This is a genomic window from Pseudorhizobium endolithicum, assembly GCF_902153245.2.
In the GTDB taxonomy this organism is placed as follows: domain Bacteria; phylum Pseudomonadota; class Alphaproteobacteria; order Rhizobiales; family Rhizobiaceae; genus Neorhizobium; species Neorhizobium endolithicum.
The window spans coordinates 179,668-199,750 of sequence record NZ_CABFWF030000006.1; the positions used below are offsets into that span (position 1 = coordinate 179,668).

Sequence of the window (20,083 nt, forward strand, 5' to 3'; positions counted from 1 at the left end):
CTCAGAAATATCCTTCGCGTTTCTTCTTTTCCATCGAGCCGGACTGGTCGCGGTCGATGGCGCGTCCCTGGCGTTCGGAGACGGTGGCGATCTCGAGCTCGGCGATCACCTCGTCGAGGGTCGTGGCGCGCGAGCGGATCGCGCCGGTGAGCGGGAAGCAGCCGAGCGTGCGGAAGCGGATGAAACCGCGCTGGACGGTCTCGCCGGGCAGGAGTTCAAGCCTCGGATCCTCGCCGAGGATCATCATGCCGTCGCGCTCGACATAGGGGCGCTCGGCGGCGAAATAGAGCGGCACGAGCGGGATGTCCTCGGCCTGGATGTAGCGCCAGATGTCGACCTCGGTCCAGTTGGACAGCGGGAAGGCCCGCACGCTCTCGCCCTTGCGGATCATGCCGTTGTAGACGTTCCACAATTCGGGCCGCTGATTGCGCGGATCCCATCGATGGTCGGGCGTGCGAAAGGAGTAGATCCGCTCCTTGGCGCGGCTCGCCTCCTCGTCGCGGCGCGCGCCGCCGAAGGCCGCGTCATAGCCGCCGGCGTCGAGCGCCTGGCGCAGCGCCTCGGTCTTCATGATGTCGGTATAGCGGGCCGAACCGTGCGAGAAGGGCGTGATGTTCTCCGCCTTGCCGCGCGGGTTTGTGTGAATGACGAGGTCCAGGTCGTATTCCCGTGCGATCCGGTCGCGGAACTCGATCATTTCCCTGAACTTCCAGGTGGTATCCACGTGCAGCAGCGGGAACGGCACCCGGCCGGGATAGAAAGCCTTGCGCGCCAGGTGCAGCAGCACGGAAGAATCCTTGCCGATCGAATAGAGCATCACCGGACGCTCGAACTCGGCCGCAACCTCGCGGAAGATGTGGATAGCCTCATTCTCCAGCGCCTTCAGGTGCGGGTCGAGCGGCGGCTTGGTGGAGGAAGCAGGCTTCGGCTCTGCTGCATGAAGGATTTCGGACATCAACAACTCCAGACGGCCTTGGGAACCGCCGATCAAAGGGAACTCGAACTGAGGGAAGGAACGGCAGCATCGGGGACGTGGAGGCCGCATTCACGCTTCTCGTCATTCTCCCACCACCAGCGGCCGGCCCGCTCGGGCTCGCCGGGCTTGATGGCACGCGTGCAGGGCTCGCAGCCGATGGATGGATAGCCGCGCCGGTGGAGCGGATTTGTCGGCACCGCCTGCTCCTCGACATAGGCCTCGATCCGCTCCAGCGACCAGTCGGCCAGCGGATTGACCTTGAGGAGAGCGCGCTCGGCGTCGTACTCGACGAAGGGAGTGGCCGCGCGGTTGCCCGACTGGCTGCGGCGCAGGCCCGTGACCCAGACGGCCGCACCGTCGAGCGCCCGAGCCAACGGCTTCAGTTTGCGCACATGACAGCAGGCGTGGCGCGCTTCGACGCTCTCGTAGAAGCCGTTGAGCCCGTACTGCACCGCATAGGCATCCACATCCGCCCGATCGGGATGAAAACGGCGGATGGCGATGCCGAAGCGGGCCTCCGTCCCGTCGATCAGCGCCAGCGTTTCGGCAAAGAGCCGCCCCGTGTCCAGCGTCACGACCTCAATGTCCAGCCGCCCCAGGCCGATGGCAGCGGCGATGACCTGATCCTCCATCCCGAGACTGGTTGTGAAGACGGCGCGGCCGAGGCCGGACGCAAGCGACAGGCGGCCGGCGAGATCGAGCTTTTCAAACTGCGCATCGAGAGTGGCGGCGAGTTCGGCCAGGCGGGGACCGGAGGCGTCGTGGATCGTCATAAGGGTCTTCCATGCTCTTTGGCCGATTATGAGGCTTCGGCCCGACGCAGGACAGAAACAGCGATTTCATGACATGGCGATGATGAGCAAATCTCTCTCCAAAGCCGATATCCCGCAGAAAACCTGAGGCGGGGAAGATACGGTCGCATCGACAACCGCCGTGCTTTGCCGAACGTAAGCGGCAGGAGGAAACGCCTTCCGTTCCCCGCCGGACGGCACGGGGATCAAGCGCGTCATCACACTCTTCGTCCGATGTGACATTCCCGTGAATAGGGCCGGAACAAAACCGGCGCCCAGGGATTCGGAGGCTATTCCCTCGCAATGGAGAGCAACATGGCAATGTCGGCGCATATCCACGTCAAACCCGAGGATCATATTCTGACAATCCAGGAGGCCATCGAGCCGGTCTACAACCGGCTGGCGCTCGAATGCGAGGCAAGGATCATCGATGCGGCGGTGCGTGCCGGATGGTCGGCCGACGAGGCCGTGGCCGCCATTGAGGACCTGCGCAAACGGGACGTGCTTGAAAGCACCCATTGACGCTTGCACGGCCACCAGGCCATCGGCGCCCGCCTTACCGGCTGGCGTCCGGTCTCAGTTCGACGTGACCCCGCTCGCCGAAGTCTGCGGCATGCCTGAAGGCGGCCGATGCCGAAGCAAGCTCAGATCGTCTTCGCCGAGCGTTCCGCATCGAACAGGCGCATGGCGCCGGTTCGGCATGTCGCACCCGCCAGGGGCGCCATGCCGGCAGGAGTCAGGCGAAGTTGACGGTCTTCACCTCGACATAGTTGTCCAGTCCCTTGATGCCGCCTTCCCGCCCGAGGCCGGATTGCTTGTAGCCGCCGAAGGGCATGGTGATGTCGACGACGTTGCCGTTGACCGTCAGGTGGCCCGAGCGGATCTGCCGCGCCACCTGGTAGGCCCGCTCCGGAGCGGCGGAATAGATCGCGCGTTGAGGCCGTAGATCGTGTCGTTGGCCTTGGCGATCGCGTCGGCCTCGTCGCCGTAGGCGATCACGGAGACAACGGGACCGAAGCGACCGCCCGCCGGTCTCGGTGTATACATTATGGACGATGGAGAAGGGAGGCAATTCACGGCTCCGCGACCCTGCGAGGGAGCGTGCAGAGCATCAAGCCGATAGCCAGAGCGGGATACCGCAGCGTTTGCGGGATCCGGCATACGATCAACAGCCATGTCGGGGATCAGCTGGTCGGAGTGGCAAGATTCGAACTTGCGACCCCCACGTCCCGAACGTGGTGCGCTACCAGACTGCGCTACACTCCGTGACCAGCGGCGCCTCTATAGACCACGCTTCCGGCTTCGACAAGCGGTTCCTTGGGAAAAATTGCGGCCCCGCCGCACGTGATCCGTCCCGTGCGGCGGCGTGGCAAAAAGGCGGCGGTGACGGAATTTTTGGATCACGCCGGAAGCAGCGCTGCGACGGCGGACGGAAATCTGCTAGGGCGACGCCGAACGCCCGTCGGACGGGTACAGAAGAGGTTTCCAGGACATGAGCCGCCGCATCATCGCATCCGCCGCCCTATTCGCCATCGCGCTATCCGCCTGCACGACCACCGGCGCACCCGCCAATCCGATCGAGGCGCGCTGGGTGGGACAATCGGCCGGCAAGTTCTTCGCGAAGTACAGCCCGCCTCTCAGCGACACGCCATCCGGCTCCACGACGCTCTACAACTGGCGGGGCGGCTACAAGCGGATCAAGCAGCAGAACGGCCGGACCGCAAACGTGAGCTGCGCGGCGCAGTTGACGGTCGATGCCAATTACAACATCCGCGACATCCGCATCACCGCCGACCGCGCCGGCGCCAACGGCCCGAGCTATTGCGAGGAACTGCTGACCGAGGAATAGATCTCGGGAACGCGCGAGGGATATCGGCGCCTTGAGGACAGGCCTCTACGCCTTCCGGCCAATGGCGGGACCTCCGCCGCCCGGCTAGAGTGCAGGCGGGAGGTGGACATGCGTATCGCATTCCTGTCGGACATCCACGCCAACCGGGAAGCGTTCGAAGCGGTGCTTGCGGATTGCGAGGGGCGCCGCGTCGACCGCTTCGTGATCCTCGGCGACATCGTTGGCTACGGGCCCGATCCCGGCTGGTGCGTGGAGCGGAGCATGGCTCTCGCCCGTGCCGGCGCGATGGTCGTGCGCGGCAACCACGAGCAGGCACTGGGGACCCCCGCATCTTCCATGAACTCCGCCGCCCGCGCCGCGATCGACTGGACGGCACAGGTGCTCGACCAGCGGCAGAAGGCGTTTCTGGCGGAGCTTCCGCTCGCGGAGCGGGAAGACGACCGGCTCTACGTGCATTCGGAGGCCTCGGCGCCCGCCCGCTTCCGTTACGTCCGCGACGCCGACGCCGCCGCCCGGCATTTTGCCGGCTGTGAAACACGCCTCGGCTTCTGCGGCCATGTCCACCGGCCCGCCCTCTATGCGCTGGGCAGCGGCGGCAAGGTGACGCCGTTCACGCCGATAGCGGGCGTCGCCGTTCCCCTGCTCGCGCAGCGGCGCTGGCTGGCAGTCATCGGCTCCGTCGGCCAGCCGCGCGACCGCAATGCAGCCGCCAGCTACGCGGTCTTCGACACCGAAACCTGCGAACTGACGTTTCTGAAGGTGCCCTACGACCTCGATGCGACCGCCGCGAAGATCCGGGCGGCGGGCCTGCCCGAAAGCCTGGCGGCCCGGCTCCACGGAGGGGTTTGAGCGTGCCGAGGGAGAGGCTCCAGCCCGGATCGGTGGTCGACGGCTTCACCGTTCTCGAGCTCGCGCATCGCGGGGGGATGGCCCGCCTTTTCGCCGTCAGCCATCCGGATCACGACGAGCCGCTGCTGATGAAGGTCCCGGAGATCGGCGGAGGCGCCGATCCGGCCCTCATCGTCGGCTTCGAGATGGAGCAGATGATCCTGCCGCGGCTTTCCGGCCCGCATGTGCCGCGCTTCGTCGCCAACGGCGACTTTTCCCGCCAGCCCTACATCGTCTTCGAACGGCTGCCGGGCAAGTCGCTCTACCACCGGCTCGACGACCTGCCGCTCGATCCTGCGGAGGTGGCGCAGCTCGGGGCACGGATTTCCACCGGGCTTGCCGACCTCCACCGCCAGCACATCGTGCATCTCGACCTCAAGCCGTCGAACATCATGTTCCGCGAGAGCGGTCAGGCGGTGCTCATCGACTACGGGCTGGCGCGCCACCTGCAACTGCCGGACCTGATGGACGAGGAGTTCCGCCTTCCCTACGGCACCGCACCCTACATGGCGCCCGAACAGGTGCTCGGCGTGCGCAGCGATTGCCGCAGCGATCTTTTCGCGCTCGGCGTGCTGATGTACTTCTTCGCCACGGGCAAGCGCCCATTCGGGGATCCGCGGCGGCTGAACGGGCTGAAGAGACGGCTCTGGCGCGACCCACCGCCGCCGCGGGCGCTGCGGCCGGAGATTTCGCCCGCCTTCCAGGAGGTGATCCTGCGCTGCCTGGAGGTCAATCCCGCACGACGCTATCCGACCGCCGCCCAACTCGCGATGGACCTGCAGGACCTTGCCCGCGTGCCGCTGACCGCGCGGGCGGAGAAGCAGCGACGCGACGGCTGGGCCGAGGTGCTCAAACGCCGATTCAATCCGGACCCGATCGAACTCCTGAAGCCGCAGGCGGCACAGGGCGCGCAGGACGCCGCCCCCATCATCATGGCGGCGATCGACCTTTCGGCGCAGGCCGAGCTCGGCGAGGAATTGCGGCTGACGCTGCAGCGGGTGCTGGAAAACACGCCGAATGCGCGGATTGCCTGCTTCAACGTCCTGAAGATCAACCGGCTGCGCCTGGACGAGGAGGAGGACGAGTCCGGCACCAACCTCCACGTCGCACGTCTCGTGCAGCTCAAGCACTGGGCCGGGCCCCTACGCTCGCGGGAAGGCGCCCTCACCTTCCATGTCATTGAGGCGGTATCCGCCGCCGATGCCATCCTGGAATTCGCACGCGAAAACTTCGTCAACCACATCGTCATGGGAGCACGCGCCAATTCCGCGATGCGCAGCCTCCTCGGCAGCGTCTCGGGGGCGGTGGCGGCCAAGGCGCCCTGTACCGTGACGGTGGTGCGGCCGGGCCGGGCTATCAGCAAGATCGCAGCCCAAGGCGAGACGGACGAGCGGCCGGCGGTCTAGAAGACCTTGCGGGTCGGCTTTCGTGCTGGCACCTTTCCTTCGACCATGGCCACGCGGAAGGAGGCAGGCGATGAAGGCCGGAGCGGTATGGCTGGCACTTCTTTTCTTCCTTCTTTCCTCCGCTGCGGCGCCGGGCGAAGCCGCGTCGGAGGCCGCGTCGTCCGAATGCCTCTCCTCCTGGTCGGACGCTTCGGGCGGCAGCCTGTGCATCCGCAGGGAGACCTTCAACCGCGACCTCTGCGCCGGAATCGAATATTTCGCCCTCAGGCAGGGGATCCCGGCGGACTTCTTCGCGCGGCTGATCTGGCGTGAAAGCCTGTTCCGGCCGGACGCCGTAAGCCCGAAGGGGGCGCAGGGCATTGCCCAGTTCATGCCGGCGACCGCTCGGCGCCGAGGACTTTCCGACAGCTTCGATATCCTGGCGGCGCTCGACGCCTCCTCGGCCTATCTCAAAGAACTGCACGACCGGTTCGGCGGCTACGGGTACGCGGCCGCCGCCTACAATGCCGGAGAGGCCGGGCTGCAGACCTTCCTGGACAAGGGCACCCTTCCCTTCGAGACGCGCGCCTATGTAACCGCCATCACCGGCCGATCCATCGAGGGGTGGGCGAGCGACCCGCCTCCGGCTGCGGCCGCTCCGCTCGATCCGGACAAGCCCTTCTCCGAAGGCTGCGTCGCGCTGGCGGAGAGCAGGCGGCTGCCCCCGGGAGCCACGGTCGGTGAAGGCAAGTGGGCGCCATGGGGCGTGCAGGTCGCATCCCACGTGAACCCGGAAATGGCGCGTTCGCTTTTTGCCGGGCGGATCGCCTCCCTACCCTCGCCGCTCAACGAAGAACTGCCGGTCATCGTTCATCAGACGCGGGGCAATTTCGGCTATCGAGGCCGCTATGCCGCCAGGATCGGCCGCGAAACCCGCGCCGAGGCGAACGATGTCTGCGCCAGGATCAGGGCTGCCGGCGGCACCTGCACGGTTCTGCGAAACTGACTGGCGCAGCTCCGGCGGCATCGAGCTGCGAACCGTTCAAGTCGTCGCGCAGGCCGTGCGGAGCACCGGGTCGTCGGCGCCCACACCGATCCAGCGCGCGCCGACGATGGAGCCGTCGGGCGCGATCTCGATCGGCTGATCGAGGACATCGGCGCGGCGATGGCCGTTGCAGTCATAGACGACCTTTACGCGGGCCAAGGGCTGCCATCTTGCCGCGAAGACAAGATCAACCATCACCTGGCCGGGTTGGGCTGGATGACGCTGGACGCTGCTGCGATCGACGCCCGTGAAACGCAGCGAAAGCGGCTTGACGTAGGACCAGGGACGCCACGGCGCCCGATCCTCGCTCTGCCAGGCGACGGCGACGGACGGCATGGAATTGACGGTGCGATCCAGCCAGCTGTATTCGCTCCAGACGGAGTAGAGAAGCATGCCCGATCCCGCCGCCACCGGCACGATCCACTTCGGCAGGCGCTGGCGGCTGATCCAGCGGAGCGACATCGCGATCCCGGCAAGGGCAAGACCGGCGAAGACCGCAGCGAGAAGTTCGAACAGCATCGGCCCGTCCTTCAAAAGAGGGCACTGCGGCCGTGGGCCAGCGCCGATTGCATGGTGCGGACGACGACGAAGGCGTCCCGCAGGTGAGAGCGCTCGAAGTCGCCGAGTTCGTACGGGGCCAGGAAATTGTCCGGCCGCTGCCCCGCCTTGACCTGAGCTGCCTGGTTCTTCAACCGGCACTCCGAGATCAGGTCGTAGGCGGCCAGGAGATCGCGCCCGCCGGAGCTGGATATCACTCCCTGTTCCTCCGCCGCAAGCAGGCGGGCACGCGTATTTACCGGCGCCAACTGCCCGATCAGCGCGTAAACCCGCGCGAGATCGATGATCGGCACGACGCCGTTGAGCTTCAGGTCGATCTGGTTCCGGTGCTCGCCGGCAGAGACCGTGGCAAAGCCCCGCAGCAGGCCGAGCGGGGGCGCATGGCTCAGCGAATTGCGGATCATATGGGCGACGAAGATCGAATTCTCGCTGGCCTTCCGCAGGGTGCGGACATTCAGGTCCTCGAAGAGCGTGGCAAGGCCGTAAATCGGGCGCAGGTCGAACATGACGCTGGCCAGCATCTGCGCCATGGGCTGCGGCGCCGCGATCCAGCTTTCGAAATAGCCGCTCCAGACGCGGACCGGCTGGCACCAGCGCAGATTCGTCGCCATCATGTCGCCGGGGCAATAGACATAGCCGCAGGCATGGAGGTTATCGCTGACGAAGCGCGCCAATTCCGTGTACCAGGGCCGGTCGTCTTCGCGGAAGTCGTCGGACAAGATGATGCAGTTGTCCTGGTCGGTCTTTCCCGTCTGCTCCTGGCGTCCCTGGCTACCGCAGGCAAGCCACACATAGGGTACGGGCGGAGGCCCGAGGCGCTCCTCGGCCGCCGACAGAAGCCGCCGGGTCACCGCATCGGTGATATCGGTGATGAGCCGGCTTACCGTCTCGGGGGGATTGCCCGCCCCGACCAACTGGACGAGAAGCTGAGGGATCTGTGCCGTGATCTCCGGCAGCTTCTCGACGTCGGCTTCCGCGATATCGGTTATCATGCGGGTAGCGGACACGGCCTCGAAGCGCGTGAGGTCGGTCTGGGTAATCATGCCAAGGACGCGATCCGCGTCCACAACGGGCACGTGCCCGATGGAACGAGCGAACATGAGGCTCAACACGTCGGATCCCAAGGCGTCAGGCCCCAGCGCAACGGGATCCTTCGTCATGACGGCGGAAACGGCCGTTGCGGCCGGATCGAGCGCCGCGGCGATCACGCGGTTGACGAGGTCGCGGGTGGTGACGATGCCGACAAGTCTCTCGTTCTCCACCACGGCAAGGCAGGAAACATGCCGTTCGGCCATGGCACGTGCCACGTCGCGTATGCTTTCCTCCGGACCGCAGGTTGCCGCAGGCCGCGACATCAGATCCCCGACCTTCTGGGTGGCCAGTTCGGCTCGCCTGCTTTCCCCCTGCCGTCCACGGTTGAAGAACCGGGCGAAAACGGGCTGTTGCGCCATCAGGCGCCTGAATTCCGGGGCGGGCAGGATCAGCAATCCGGCCTCGGTTGCCGCACGCGCCGTCGTGGGCGCGAAACCATCCGCCAGCAGACCGCGTTCGCCCAGGGAGTTTCTCGGAAAGAGTTGCGAGATGACGGTGCCCGAGGCGTCAGCCACCTCGACGCTGCCGCGCTGGATCAGATAGAGCCCCGACAGCCATTCGCCGCGGGCATAGATCTGTTCGCCGGCAGCAAATTCCCGGTAGTTGAACCGGGCGACGACCCGTTCGAGTTCTTCCCGGGGGAGACTGTCATAGGGGTGAACGGAGCGAACGAAATCCGCGAAATCCATGTGATGACCGCCGCGGCGCCGACCGTGCCGGTAGAACCGGCACTATTGAGAAGAAGAAGCGGGCGGCAATGCCGCCCGCCTTGATGGCGTGGTCTCAGTGGTGGGTTGCCGCGCCTGCCCCACGCGGAACCCGGATGGATTCCACCAGGTCCTGCACGTGCTGTGGCGGAGCCTGCGTCATCATGGATACGACATAGGCGGTGCCGAAGTTCAAGAGCGCACCGATCGGGCCGAATGCTGCCGGCGAAATGCCGAACAGGTGGTTGGCAGGGACGTTTTCCAGCATGTTCGTACCCGGAATGAAGAACCATCCGAGATAGGTGAACAGGTAGACGCAGGTGGCGATGAGGCCGACCAGCATGCCGAGGGTTGCGCCGGTTGAATTGATGCGCTTCGAGAAGATGCCCATCATCAGGACCGGGAAGATACTTGCCGCTGCAAGACCGAAGGCGAGAGCCACCGTCTGGGCTGCAAATCCTGGCGGGTTGAGGCCCAGCAGGGTCGCCACCAGGATGGCGCCGGCCATGGCGATACGGGCTGCCATCAGTTCTCCCTTTTCGGAAATATCCGGCTTCAGGTAGTCCTTGATCAGGTCGTGGCTGATCGCCGACGAGATGGCAAGAAGCAGGCCGGCAGCGGTCGACAGGGCCGCAGCGAGACCACCGGCCGCGATGAGGCCGATGACCCAGCCCGGAAGCTGAGCGATTTCCGGATTGGCGAGAACTAGGATATCGTTGTTGATTTCCAGCTCGTTGCCGCTCCAGCCACGCTGGGTAGCGGTTTCGGTGAAGCCGGCAGCCTTGTCATTGTAGTACTGGATGCGGCCGTCGCCGTTCTTGTCCTCGAACTTCAGAAGACCGGTGGTCTCCCAGTTGCGCATCCAGTCAGGCCGCTGCTCGTACTCGACCGCCTGCTCCTGCGGGCCGTTCGGGAAGATGGTGTCGATGATGTTGAGGCGCGCCATTGCACCGACGGCCGGGGCAACGAGGTAGAGAAGCGCGATGAACACCAGCGCCCAGCCGGCCGACCAGCGGGCATCGGCAACCTTAGGCACCGTGAAGAAGCGGATGATGACGTGCGGCAGACCAGCCGTACCGATCATCAGCGACAGGGTGAACAGCGTCATGTTCAGCATATCGCCTTGCGCGGTATAGGCGGTGAAACCGAGATCGGTCACGACCTGATCGAGCTTCTGCAAGAGGGGCAGGCTCGATTCCGTGTGGGTCGAGAACAGGCCCAACGGCGGGATTGCGTTGCCTGTCAGTTGCAGGGAGATGAAGACCGCCGGGATCGTATAGGCGATGATCAGAACGATGTACTGGGCAACCTGGGTATAGGTGATGCCCTTCATGCCACCGAGAACCGCATAGACGAAGACCACAGCCGATGCGATCCAGAGGCCCGTCGAAACATTCACTTCCAGGAAGCGGGAGAAGGCAACGCCCGCACCCGTCATCTGGCCGATAACGTAGGTGACCGAGATGATGATGAGGCAGACCACCGCCACGAGGCGGGCCGTCTGGCTATAAAAGCGGTCGCCGATGAACTGCGGCACCGTGTACTTGCCGAACTTGCGCAGGTACGGCGCGAGCAGGAGCGCGAGCAGAACGTATCCACCGGTCCAGCCCATGAGATAGGTGGAGTTGGCGTAGCCAACGCCAGCGATGAGGCCGGCCATCGAGATGAAGGAGGCGGCCGACATCCAGTCTGCGGCGGTAGCCATGCCGTTCATGACAGGATTGACGCCGCGATTGGCGGCGTAGAATTCAGCAGTGGTCCCCGCGCGGGCCCAAATCGCTATGCCGACATAGAGCGCGAAGGACGCGCCTACGATCAGCAGGTTGAGTGTATACTGATCCATTGTTCCCCCAGTCCTTACTGCTCGTCCACGCCGTGCTCACGATCGAGCCGGTTCATGTAGACCGCGTAGTAGAAAATCAGTGCGATGAAGACGATGATCGAACCCTGCTGCGCGAACCAGAAGCCCAGGTCGGTACCACCGATCGGAATCCCCGACAGTATCGGGCGCAACAGTATTCCGAAGCCATAGGAAACTACCGCCCAGATCACCAAACAAATGGTGATCACGCGAATATTGGCTGACCAATAATCATTAGGTTTGTCTGACACTCTCTATCCTCCCATTTCGCCGGAATAACCGGCAGAATACCCTTCGTCATGACGGTCAGGGCGACGGAACCCGGCGGACTTGCCACCGGCTGCCCGAAGAACACCTCCACCTCCGAGCCGAAATCCATGCACTCTCACGCACCATCGACCGTAACCTTGACTAACATCACTTCCACCCCCCGATTGGTCTTACGACCAAAGTATAAATCCGTCCGTTTCCGCCTACGGAGCAAGCTTACTGGAGGAGAACCAGCTTTCCTCCGCATCCGATGGGACACCTGACGGAGGCGTGATCGGAGGGACCTAAACAGCAGAAAACTTGCTGCCTGCGCGCAATAACCTTCGTTTGCGTGCTGCGTCGCTCTGCATCACAATGGAGGGGTCACAGGGAAAACGAAGGCGAACACCATGTCGCGCAGGGACCGAAGCCTGTATCTCTGGCAGGAATTTTACGCCTGGTTTCCAGTGCATCCGAGCGACGAGAGCGACGTGTTCTGGCTCGAGACGGTATGGCGGAGACTATCGCCCGTTTCCGGCCAATGGGAATATCGCTCGTTTCGCGATGACACCGCCAAGCAGTTGGAGATGATGACGAGAGTCCTCTGATTCGGGTCTCTGCCCGCAGGCGTTGGATTCCTGCGGCAATTCCTCCGCGTGGAGCCTCCATGCCCTCTGCGAAGGTGGTTTTCACCGCTGATTGCCACGGAATGAAGCTGCCGGAGCGTCTTCCCTCCTCGCCTTCCACCGCTCTCTGCGCCCTCGGCCGCAGTACGGTGAATCAGGTCGCCCCTCGATGAGATTGCAGGCATCCGTGCACGAGGCCGGACCGGAACACGGTCTAGGAGACAGAACGTTTTCACCTGAACGGAAGCCGATGATCGTCCGGCCCGGCCTCGTGCCATGCAACTTGCCGCAGGCGGACGGGCCTTTCCAGCGAAAGAATCTGCAGAGTTCCTGCAGAATTTCCGCAGCGTGATGCACCCTGAGGCTCAGCCGGGCTGAGCCGTCGCCGCAACCAGCAGCCGGGCCGCGATCTCCCGCAGGCCGGCGAGTGCGGTCCCTACGACGGCCTCGTCCACATTCCCGGCCTGCACCGTATAGACGGGGTAGGAGAACTGGGGCTGGCTCGGCACCACGTGCAGCCGGCCCGAGCGGATGTGCGGCTCAACGACACTCATGCGGAAGTAGCCGGATCCGCCGTTCCTCACCACGTGGTTCAGGGCAAGCGGGCCGAAATCCATGAAGAAGTCCGGGGCGATATCGGGGAAGTTCATCCCGTGATGCAGCGCGAAATCGGGCCCCCAGTCGATATGGACGTAGCCTGTCCCCTCGCCGATCGGATTATCCGGGTCCGTCGTGACAAGCACCAGTTTCTCCTCCATCAGGAGATCGACGGTCAGACCGGGGCGATGATGCGGCGCGTACATGATCGCCACGTCGACCATGCCCAGCGCCACCTGCTCGATCAGATCCTGCGGCACGTTGACGTGAACCCTCAGCGCCACCTCCGGCATCGAATTCCGTATCCAGCCTACCCAGTCGAGAAGCAGCGGCTGCCACAGGGTTATCTCCGCGGCGATCGTGAGCACGGCGTTGCGGCCCGGCGGCACAGCCACCTGATGGCGCGTCCGCTGCCACAGCTGCACGAACATCGGAGCATGCCGCAGGAACTGCTCGCCTGCATGGGTCAGGGTCGCGCCGTTCTTGTGCCGGTTGAACAACGGCCGGCCGAGTTGCTGCTCCAGGGTCCGGACCCGCGCGCTCACCGTGGTCTGGGCGACGTTCAGCCGCTCCGACGCGCGAACGAAGCTGCCGGTCGAGACGATTTCCAGGAAGGTGCGGGCGAGTTCGATATCCATGCGGGAAGCACACGAAACTTGCAGTATGTTGTCAATGGCAGCAATGGCGATACATTGTCGCCGTTCCCGATGCCAGCGCAGGCCCCGGAAGCGGGGCAAGGCCGGCAGATGCAACATTGACGACGGCAGGCCGGACCGGTACGTGGCGGACGAGAGGGGTTGGAGTGCGACTTGCCCATGTGAGTATCGAAGGGCGCGGCGAGACCGACCGCTTTCTGGCCGCCGTCGCCGCGACGCTCGAAGCGTCGGGGCTTCGCCTTTCGGGCACGGTGCAGGCCAATACCGAACGTCTCGACCGCCCGAAATGTGACATGGACCTTCGCGTGCTGCCCGATGGACCAACCCTGCGCATCAGCGAGGACCGCGGCGCGCTCAGCCGCGGCTGCATTCTCGACCGCGGTGCCCTGGAGCAGGCCGTGGCCGAGGTTTCGCGGCGGCTGCATGGCGCCGACGTGCTGATCGTCAACAAGTTCGGCAAGCGCGAGGCCGAGGGCCATGGCATGATCACCGTCATCGCCGAGGCGCTGGAGGCAGGAATTCCCGTCCTGGTCGGGGTGAACAAGCTCAACATGGAACACTTTCTCGCCTTCGCCGGCGAGATGTCCGTCACGCTTCCCGAGGATGTGGGGCAAGTGGTCGACTGGTGTCGAAGGAAAGAGGTCGCAGATGTCGCTTGAAGACCCGCTGCTTGCCGTACTCGTCGTCTCGGACCGGGCGGCGCGGGGCGAATATGAAGACCGCGGCGGCCCCGCGGCCGAAGACTGGCTCCGGCGCGTCGTCCGGCCGCCGGTGCGCATCCTGCGCCGCATCGTTCCCGACGGTTGCGAGACGGTGGCCGCGGCCCTTCGCGACCTCGCCGACGATCAGGGCGCCGATCTCGTCCTCGTCACCGGCGGCACTGGGCCGGCGCCCCGCGACCAGACGCCGGAAGCGTTGGAAGCGGTGATCGACAAGGCCCTTCCCGGCTTCGGCGAGGCAATGCGGCTGGCGAGCCTTGCCGAAGTACCGACGGCAATCCTGTCGCGGCAGGGCGCGGGCATCCGCGGCCGGACGCTGATCATCACGCTGCCCGGCAAGCCCTCGGCGATCGCCACCTGCCTCGATGCCGTCTTCCAGGCCGTTCCCTACTGCCTCGACCTGATCGGAGCCGCGCGGATCGAGACCGACCCCGACCACTGCGTCGCCTTCCGTCCCCAAAGCCCGAAGACATGACGGCGGCCGCCGACCGGGCGGAAGCCGAAGCGCCCCATTGACGCCAGTGGCTCACGCAATATTTCCCCGGCAGTACGATCCTGGCGAGCGTGAGATTGTTCGGACTTTTCAAGCGGTGGAGCCAGCAGTCCCTGGCGCGACAATTTCTCCTGGCCGGCGGAGTGGTGTCTGTCTCGGCAGCCTTGGTCGTGGGCGCCTTCGTCACGACCCTGATCGAGGCAGCGGTTACCCGCAACTCTGCTGCGACGACCGCAATGTACGTGGACAGCATCATCGCGCCGCTCCTGCCGGATCTCCAGTCGGCCGAAGTTCTGGACGATATCACCAGCCGCACGCTCGACGAGACCTTCGGCCAGGGGGCGCTGGGTAACAGGGTGCTCTCGTTCCGTCTGTGGCGGGGCGACGGCACCGTCCTTTATGCGACCGACCGCGGCATGGTCGGCAAACAATTCCCTCCCAGCGAGAAACTGCAGCGCGCCTTCTCCGGCACGATGCTGGCTCAGTTCGAGCGCTCAGATGACGAGGTCGGGGGAAGCCCCGTCGGTACGCCGCTTCTGGAGATCTACAATCCGATCCTGCAACCATGGTCGGGTGAAGTGGTCGCCGTCTCCGAGTTCTATGAGGTTGCGCAGGGGTTCGAGCGAAGTCTGTCAGAGGCGAGATTGCTCAGTTGGCTTGCTGTTGCCGCGGCCGTCGCCCTGTTCTTCCTCTCGCTCTCCGCGATCGTGATGCGCGGCAGCCGCATGATCGAGGACCAGAAGGTCGCTCTTACGCAGCAGGTCGCTGAACTCTCGCACCTCCTGCAACAGAACCGGGCGCTGCATGCGCGGGCACAACGGGCTTCCCAGAGGGCAACCGCCCTCAACGAGAGCTATCTGCGCCGCCTGGGCGCCGACCTTCACGACGGACCTGCGCAGTTGGTCGCCTATGCCGCTCTGCGGATCGACAGCAAGCTCCTCGTGGCGGAAGATACGCCACGGCGCCTGCGTCAGGACGAGCTTTCGGCGATCAAGGCTCGGCTGCATGAGGCGATGGAGGAGATCCGCAGCATCTGCAGGGGGTTGATCTTGCCGGACATCGAGAACGCGGCGCTCCACGACGTCATCACCCGCGCGGTGCAGGCCCATAGCCAAAGAACGAACACGCCGGTGACGCTTCACCTGTCCGAAACATCTGCGGAGCTTTCGCCGTCGGCCAAGATCTGCGTCTACAGATTTGTTCAGGAGGCCCTAAATAACGGCTTTCGTCACGCAGGCGGCATCGGCCAGAAGGTGCGCCAGACCGTTGACGGGGACCATATCGTTGTGGAGGTCGAGGATGAAGGCCCCGGCTTTGATCCGGAGCGGGCAAGGCCAGGCGGATTGGGCCTTGCGGGGTTGCGGGAGCGGATCGAGAGCCTCGGGGGCCACTTCAGCGTGAAGAGCTCGGATAAAGGGACGACCGTTCGCATGATGGTCGCTGCAGGAGGAGTAGAACAGGCACAATGACGAATATCCGTATCGCGGTCGTAGATGACCACCCGCTTTTTCGGGAAGGTGTCGTTCGCAGCTTGAGCGAATGTCCCGGCCTGGACGTCGTTGCAGAGGGCGGATCCGCGGATGATGCGATCCATATTGCCCAGAAGCACGCGCCCGATGTCCTGCTGATGGATATTTCCATGCCGGGAAACGGATTGAAGGCGATCGAAGCCGTGCTGGAGCGGCAATCCGACGCGAAGGTCGTGATGCTGACCGTTTCGGAGGCGAGCGATGATCTTGCCCGGGCGATCAGACTGGGGGCGAAGGGATATGTATTGAAGGGTATCGGCGCGCAGGAATTGGCGGAAGTGGTCAAGGCTGTAGCCACCGGAAAGAGCTACATAGCCCCTCATCTCTCCGCACGCCTCGTCGAAAGCCTCGTTCGCCCATCGGAGCAGTCAGCCGATCCGTTCGCGGAGCTTACCCGGCGCGAACTGGAGGTGCTGAAGCTGGTCGCGTCCGGCTTAAGCAACAAGCGCATCGCAATCGCGCTTGACCTTCATGAAAAGACGATCAAGCACCACATGACCCGCATATTCTCCAAGCTCAACGTCTCCAACAGAACGGAAGCGGCGCTTGCGCTGCGTGATGCCTCCGGACGCGCCTCAACGGAAGGACCGCAGGCGAGCGCGGTCTGACGCGGTAGCGCGGCGATTGACGATCTGTCTGTTTCGCGCGTCGCGCATTTCGTAGCGGTTTCGGACGATCCTCTCCACCGTCCCGTTCGGGTGGCGGACCGTTATCGACGATCCGCTGCTGCGAACTTCTACATCTCCCTTCGCCGAACCTCGCCTTCCGGCGCTTTGCCCACGCTGATCGCTGCGGCCCCCGCTGTTATCGCGACCGTTGCCTCCGCCGTTACCGCCGCCATTGCCTCCTCCGTTGCCTCCGCCGTTGCCGCCGCCGTTGCCGCCGTTACCGCCGCCATTACCCCCGCCATTGCCCCCGCCATTGCCACCGCCGTTACCGCCACCATTACCCCCGCCATTGCCGCCTCCATTGCCGCTTCCGTTGCCATTGCCTTGCGCTGCGACTTCTTCGGTTTTGAGCGTCAACGAGGTACCGATTATTTCTGGCCGAAAAGGCGAAAGCAGCGCGATGGACGTCAGCGCAGCAGACTTCAGTAGCTTCCTCCGCGTCGTCATGGCCTGTTCCTCGCACGGTCCTCTAGCTGGCAGGGTCTTCAGCATCTAGGCAGCGTCTGCGGCAAAAGAAAGCCCCGTCCGTGTTGAGAACGGACGGGGCAGAAGCCTGCGCCGGAAGGGACTGGGCGGCGCAGGAATTCGTCCGTGGCTTCTATGCGGCAGCCATTCCCAGGAGCACGAAGCACAGAGCGAGGACCACGACCGGAATAAGAAGCCATCGAGCCTGGAAGACGCTGTTCTCCATGATTTTTCTCCGCATGAGACATTCCGTGGTTCCGCAACACGCTTCGTCTCGCGGTCGTTCCCGGTCAGCCCGGCATCAGGACCTTTGCGGCAGGGCTCGGGGACCAAGGTCTGATCGCCGTGCAGGACCAAGGCCGCAGGCGCCATAGCCTGAAGTCCGCAACGCGGAACGCCTGGTTACCGCTCTCGTTTGCCAACCGCAGTTCACGGGCTGGGCGACGCAAATGAAGGAGTACCTCGAATGCTTACGATGAAGATAAGGGCGGTGGCTCTGGCACTTCTGGCCGGCTCGGCCCTGTCAGGTGCGGCACTGGCGCAGGAGCAGAACCCTTCAGCAGGATCTTCCGCTCAGCCGGGCACAACGGTCCTTCCACCGAACGCTTCGTCCGGTGAGGTGCAGGCGGGCGCCGGCGTCGAAAGTCGAAGCACGCCCGACCAAGGCAAGGATACAGGCACCGCCACCGCGACCGGTGCGGAAGATCAGACTGCGCCGTCGGATGCCGCCGCCCCCGCCGATGCCAATCAACAGGAAGCGGACACCACCGGGCAATCACAGGTTCAGCAGGGCGCGGAAGATGCCGGCACGGAGACTTCCGGCGGCACCACCGACGCATCCAGCGAAGCCGAGACCTCCGTGGATGCCGGCTCCTCCAACGGGACGACAACCGGCGTCGACATCACGGCCGAGCAGAAGACCGAGATCCACAGCATCATCGTGGAGCAAAAGGTGGAGCCGGCCGAGATCGACGTGGAGGTCAGCATCGGAACCACGGTCCCGAAGACGGTTACGCTTCATCCGCTTCCAGCACGGATCGTCGAGATCGTCCCGGCCTATGAGGGATACGAATACTTCGTTCTGGCCGACGGCCGCGTCGTCATCGTGAAACCCGCGACCTACGAAGTCGTCTACATCCTGGTCATCTGACGCAGCAAAGGAAGAAGGAGATCGCCGTGTCAGATCGAGACCCGACCATCATCAACACAGGAAGCAATGGCAGCGGCGGGTGGGCGCTTGCCGTGATCCTTCTCGTCGCCGTTATCGGCCTTGGCCTTTACCTCTTTGGCGGCGGCCTGTTCGGCGACCAGGAGGTCGACGTTGATGTGAGCCTGCCGAGGGCGGAAGCGCCTGCGGATCCAAGCGACTGATCATCCAGGTCATCGAACGCAAACCAGCCTGAAAGGAAAACATCATGCGAACCCATATCATGCTTGCTTCAGCGGCAATCTTCCCTCTGCTCGCAGTGCCCGTATCGGCGCAGGAGAGCACCGTGAGCGGCGCAGCCGGTGGTGCGGTCACCGGAGCGATCGTGGGTGGGCCGGTCGGCGCTGCCGTCGGCGGAATTGTCGGTGCCGTTGCGGGCACCGCTATCGATCCGCCGCCGCGTGAAGTCGTCACCTATGTCCAGCAACAGCCCGTTCCCGCGACGCCGGTGGTCGTCGAGCAGGAGATCGTCGTGGGCAAGCCGGTGCCGGAAACGGTCGTGCTGACGACGGTGCCGGAAGCACCGCAATACGCCTATGCGGTCGTGAACGAGCAGCGTGTGATCGTCGATCCACATACGAGGGTCGTTGTCGAGGTCGTCAACTAAGCTGCCGAGCGGCTGGAATGCGGGCGCCTGAACGACTCCACGGGCGCCCGCATTCGCGCCGACCGTCACTGCCGCCCTCGCGGCACGATCTGCAGCGGCAGTACGTCCAGCAACTTCCCCGGATCGGGCATCCGACCGGCAGTCTGCCGCGCCGCAATATCGCACTTCACTAAACTCTTATTTAAACAATCGAAGTTACGAGGAGCGCATCTTCGAGAGCCAAGCAGCGAAGCCATCGGTTGTCCTCCGGCCATGCGAAGGGCGTTGTTTCAGATCTAGGAGAATATGGTGCTCGGGCTGGTTGCAAATCTTCGGACAATGACGAAACTCGTCATCGCGTTCGGTCTCGTCGTCTTTGTCGGAATCGCCGTCAACCTTCTCAGCCTCAGTTCCTCCAGAACACAACAGGAGGCAACGCGCTGGACCGAGCATACATACCAGGTTCTTCGGGCAGTCGACGACATGATTGCCGGGATGGTCAACCAGGAAACCGGCCTTCGCGGTTATCTTCTTGCCGGAGACGAGGCTTTTCTGGAACCCCAGAAGGCAGGAGAGCTGCAGTTCAGGAAGGCTTTCGAGCTCGGCAAGAGCCTCACGTCGGACAACGCCGTGCAGCAGCAACGGTTTTCCGATCTTGAAGCCCTGGTCAAGGGATGGAGCGCAGAGGTCCTCGGCAAGGAGATCGCCTTGATGCGCGATCCCGCTACAGTCGGTCAGGCCCGCGCAATGGAAATCGCCGGCGCAGGCAAGACGTACATGGATTCCATTCGTGCGATCGCCAAGGAGATTTCTGACGAAGAGGCATCGCTGCTTGACGACCGTGCCGCCGCATCGGCCGACGCTGCCGATCGCACCTTCTGGAGCATCGTCATCGGCTTGGCGGCTACCTTCGTCATCATAGCGGCCTCCGTCGCCCTGTTGTCGGCGACCATGATCCGCCCGATCCAGGCGATCACGGCTTCCATGAACAAGCTTGCCGGCGGCGACGCCGACACGGCGATCCCCTATGCCGGCCGCGCCGACGAGATTGGCGAGATGGCGGCGGCCGTGGAGGTGTTCCGCGCGAACGCGCTGGAGAACCGGCGTCTGGAGCAGGAGGCGGACGCCCAGCGCAG

At 64.3% G+C, this 20,083-nt stretch carries 22 protein-coding genes, 1 tRNA gene and 1 pseudogene; 14 read left to right on the top strand and 10 right to left on the bottom strand.

Annotated elements, in window-relative coordinates:
• Position 1: 1 nt before the first annotated feature.
• Both cysD and RTCK_RS04325 read right to left on the bottom strand, forming a co-directional pair.
• The gene (gene cysD / locus RTCK_RS04320; protein ID WP_142591863.1) at positions 2-955 is read right to left on the bottom strand and encodes a sulfate adenylyltransferase subunit CysD; all 954 of its coding nucleotides are present in this window, start codon (positions 953-955) and stop codon (positions 2-4) included.
• A 32-nt stretch (positions 956-987) separates the two neighbouring features.
• Positions 988-1,749 carry a phosphoadenylyl-sulfate reductase gene (locus tag RTCK_RS04325; protein ID WP_142591865.1) on the bottom strand — a complete coding sequence of 254 codons (762 nt, stop codon included), beginning with the start codon at positions 1,747-1,749 and terminating at the stop codon, positions 988-990.
• Between the two features lie 333 nt (positions 1,750-2,082).
• Here RTCK_RS04325 and RTCK_RS04330 point away from each other — a divergent pair, with 333 nt between their 5' ends.
• Positions 2,083-2,289 (top strand): hypothetical protein, encoded by a 207-nt coding sequence (locus RTCK_RS04330; RefSeq protein WP_142521461.1) that lies wholly within the window; start codon positions 2,083-2,085, stop codon positions 2,287-2,289.
• Positions 2,290-2,503: 214 nt separating this feature from the next.
• Here the strand turns inward: RTCK_RS04330 and RTCK_RS21095 are convergent.
• Both RTCK_RS21095 and RTCK_RS04340 read right to left on the bottom strand, forming a co-directional pair.
• Positions 2,504-2,943, bottom strand: a pseudogene (locus RTCK_RS21095) (aldehyde dehydrogenase family protein).
• Positions 2,944-2,956: 13 nt separating this feature from the next.
• A tRNA-Pro gene (locus tag RTCK_RS04340) sits at positions 2,957-3,033 on the bottom strand.
• Between the two features lie 226 nt (positions 3,034-3,259).
• Between RTCK_RS04340 and RTCK_RS04345 the strand changes: the two genes are divergently transcribed.
• The 4 genes from RTCK_RS04345 to RTCK_RS04360 all read left to right on the top strand — a co-directional run bounded on the left by RTCK_RS04345 (position 3,260) and on the right by RTCK_RS04360 (position 6,895).
• Positions 3,260-3,616, top strand: coding sequence for a hypothetical protein (locus tag RTCK_RS04345; RefSeq protein ID WP_142591867.1), 357 nt, complete (start codon positions 3,260-3,262; stop codon positions 3,614-3,616).
• Positions 3,617-3,724: 108 nt separating this feature from the next.
• Positions 3,725-4,465: a metallophosphoesterase family protein gene (locus tag RTCK_RS04350; RefSeq protein WP_142521463.1), complete on the top strand. Its 741-nt coding sequence runs from the start codon at positions 3,725-3,727 to the stop codon at positions 4,463-4,465.
• A 2-nt stretch (positions 4,466-4,467) separates the two neighbouring features.
• The gene (locus RTCK_RS04355; protein ID WP_142591869.1) at positions 4,468-5,910 is read left to right on the top strand and encodes a serine/threonine protein kinase; all 1,443 of its coding nucleotides are present in this window, start codon (positions 4,468-4,470) and stop codon (positions 5,908-5,910) included.
• A 70-nt stretch (positions 5,911-5,980) separates the two neighbouring features.
• Entirely contained in the window at positions 5,981-6,895 is a 915-nt protein-coding gene (locus RTCK_RS04360) for a transglycosylase SLT domain-containing protein (RefSeq protein WP_142521465.1), read from the top strand.
• A 36-nt stretch (positions 6,896-6,931) separates the two neighbouring features.
• On the opposite strand, the gene RTCK_RS04365 is transcribed toward RTCK_RS04360, so the two are convergent.
• The 4 genes from RTCK_RS04365 to RTCK_RS04380 all read right to left on the bottom strand — a co-directional run bounded on the left by RTCK_RS04365 (position 6,932) and on the right by RTCK_RS04380 (position 11,403).
• The gene (locus RTCK_RS04365; protein WP_142521466.1) at positions 6,932-7,453 is read right to left on the bottom strand and encodes a hypothetical protein; all 522 of its coding nucleotides are present in this window, start codon (positions 7,451-7,453) and stop codon (positions 6,932-6,934) included.
• Between the two features lie 11 nt (positions 7,454-7,464).
• Positions 7,465-9,273 carry a DUF294 nucleotidyltransferase-like domain-containing protein gene (locus RTCK_RS04370; RefSeq protein WP_142591871.1) on the bottom strand — a complete coding sequence of 603 codons (1,809 nt, stop codon included), beginning with the start codon at positions 9,271-9,273 and terminating at the stop codon, positions 7,465-7,467.
• A gap of 94 nt (positions 9,274-9,367) precedes the next feature.
• The gene (locus RTCK_RS04375; protein ID WP_142521468.1) at positions 9,368-11,134 is read right to left on the bottom strand and encodes a sodium:solute symporter family protein; all 1,767 of its coding nucleotides are present in this window, start codon (positions 11,132-11,134) and stop codon (positions 9,368-9,370) included.
• A gap of 14 nt (positions 11,135-11,148) precedes the next feature.
• Positions 11,149-11,403: a DUF4212 domain-containing protein gene (locus tag RTCK_RS04380; RefSeq protein WP_142521469.1), complete on the bottom strand. Its 255-nt coding sequence runs from the start codon at positions 11,401-11,403 to the stop codon at positions 11,149-11,151.
• Between the two features lie 408 nt (positions 11,404-11,811).
• On the opposite strand from RTCK_RS04380, the gene RTCK_RS04385 reads away from it, so the two are divergent.
• Complete coding sequence (locus RTCK_RS04385; protein ID WP_142521470.1) at positions 11,812-12,009, top strand: hypothetical protein; 198 nt, start codon at positions 11,812-11,814, stop codon at positions 12,007-12,009.
• A gap of 383 nt (positions 12,010-12,392) precedes the next feature.
• Here the strand turns inward: RTCK_RS04385 and RTCK_RS04390 are convergent, their stop codons facing one another.
• Positions 12,393-13,262, bottom strand: a complete 870-nt coding sequence (locus RTCK_RS04390; protein WP_142591873.1) for a LysR family transcriptional regulator — start codon at positions 13,260-13,262, stop codon at positions 12,393-12,395.
• 164 nt (positions 13,263-13,426) lie between these two features.
• Here RTCK_RS04390 and RTCK_RS04395 point away from each other — a divergent pair, with 164 nt between their 5' ends.
• From RTCK_RS04395 to RTCK_RS04410, 4 genes are all read left to right on the top strand, one after another.
• Positions 13,427-13,939, top strand: coding sequence for a DUF2478 domain-containing protein (locus RTCK_RS04395; protein WP_142591875.1), 513 nt, complete (start codon positions 13,427-13,429; stop codon positions 13,937-13,939).
• The gene (mog, locus tag RTCK_RS04400; RefSeq protein WP_142591877.1) at positions 13,929-14,474 is read left to right on the top strand and encodes a molybdopterin adenylyltransferase; all 546 of its coding nucleotides are present in this window, start codon (positions 13,929-13,931) and stop codon (positions 14,472-14,474) included. The genes RTCK_RS04395 and mog overlap by 11 nt, the downstream gene beginning before the upstream one ends.
• Positions 14,475-14,563: 89 nt before the next feature.
• Positions 14,564-15,961 carry a sensor histidine kinase gene (locus RTCK_RS04405; RefSeq protein ID WP_142591879.1) on the top strand — a complete coding sequence of 466 codons (1,398 nt, stop codon included), beginning with the start codon at positions 14,564-14,566 and terminating at the stop codon, positions 15,959-15,961.
• A complete protein-coding gene (locus RTCK_RS04410; RefSeq protein WP_142591881.1) occupies positions 15,958-16,629 on the top strand; it encodes a response regulator in 672 nt (223 codons plus the stop codon). Before RTCK_RS04405 ends, RTCK_RS04410 begins: the two co-directional genes overlap by 4 nt.
• Positions 16,630-16,757: 128 nt before the next feature.
• Here RTCK_RS04410 and RTCK_RS21100 read toward each other — a convergent pair whose 3' ends face one another.
• Positions 16,758-17,009, bottom strand: a complete 252-nt coding sequence (locus tag RTCK_RS21100) for a hypothetical protein (RefSeq protein ID WP_185927904.1) — start codon at positions 17,007-17,009, stop codon at positions 16,758-16,760.
• A gap of 611 nt (positions 17,010-17,620) precedes the next feature.
• Here RTCK_RS21100 and RTCK_RS04420 point away from each other — a divergent pair.
• From RTCK_RS04420 to RTCK_RS04435, 4 genes are all read left to right on the top strand, one after another.
• Positions 17,621-18,304 (top strand): DUF1236 domain-containing protein, encoded by a 684-nt coding sequence (locus RTCK_RS04420; RefSeq protein WP_142591884.1) that lies wholly within the window; start codon positions 17,621-17,623, stop codon positions 18,302-18,304.
• A gap of 26 nt (positions 18,305-18,330) precedes the next feature.
• Positions 18,331-18,525: a hypothetical protein gene (locus tag RTCK_RS04425; protein ID WP_142521477.1), complete on the top strand. Its 195-nt coding sequence runs from the start codon at positions 18,331-18,333 to the stop codon at positions 18,523-18,525.
• 44 nt (positions 18,526-18,569) lie between these two features.
• The gene (locus tag RTCK_RS04430) at positions 18,570-18,968 is read left to right on the top strand and encodes a DUF1236 domain-containing protein (protein ID WP_142591886.1); all 399 of its coding nucleotides are present in this window, start codon (positions 18,570-18,572) and stop codon (positions 18,966-18,968) included.
• Between the two features lie 288 nt (positions 18,969-19,256).
• The coding region (locus RTCK_RS04435) for a CHASE3 domain-containing protein (protein WP_211181429.1) at positions 19,257-20,083 on the top strand (827 nt) is incomplete at its 3' end.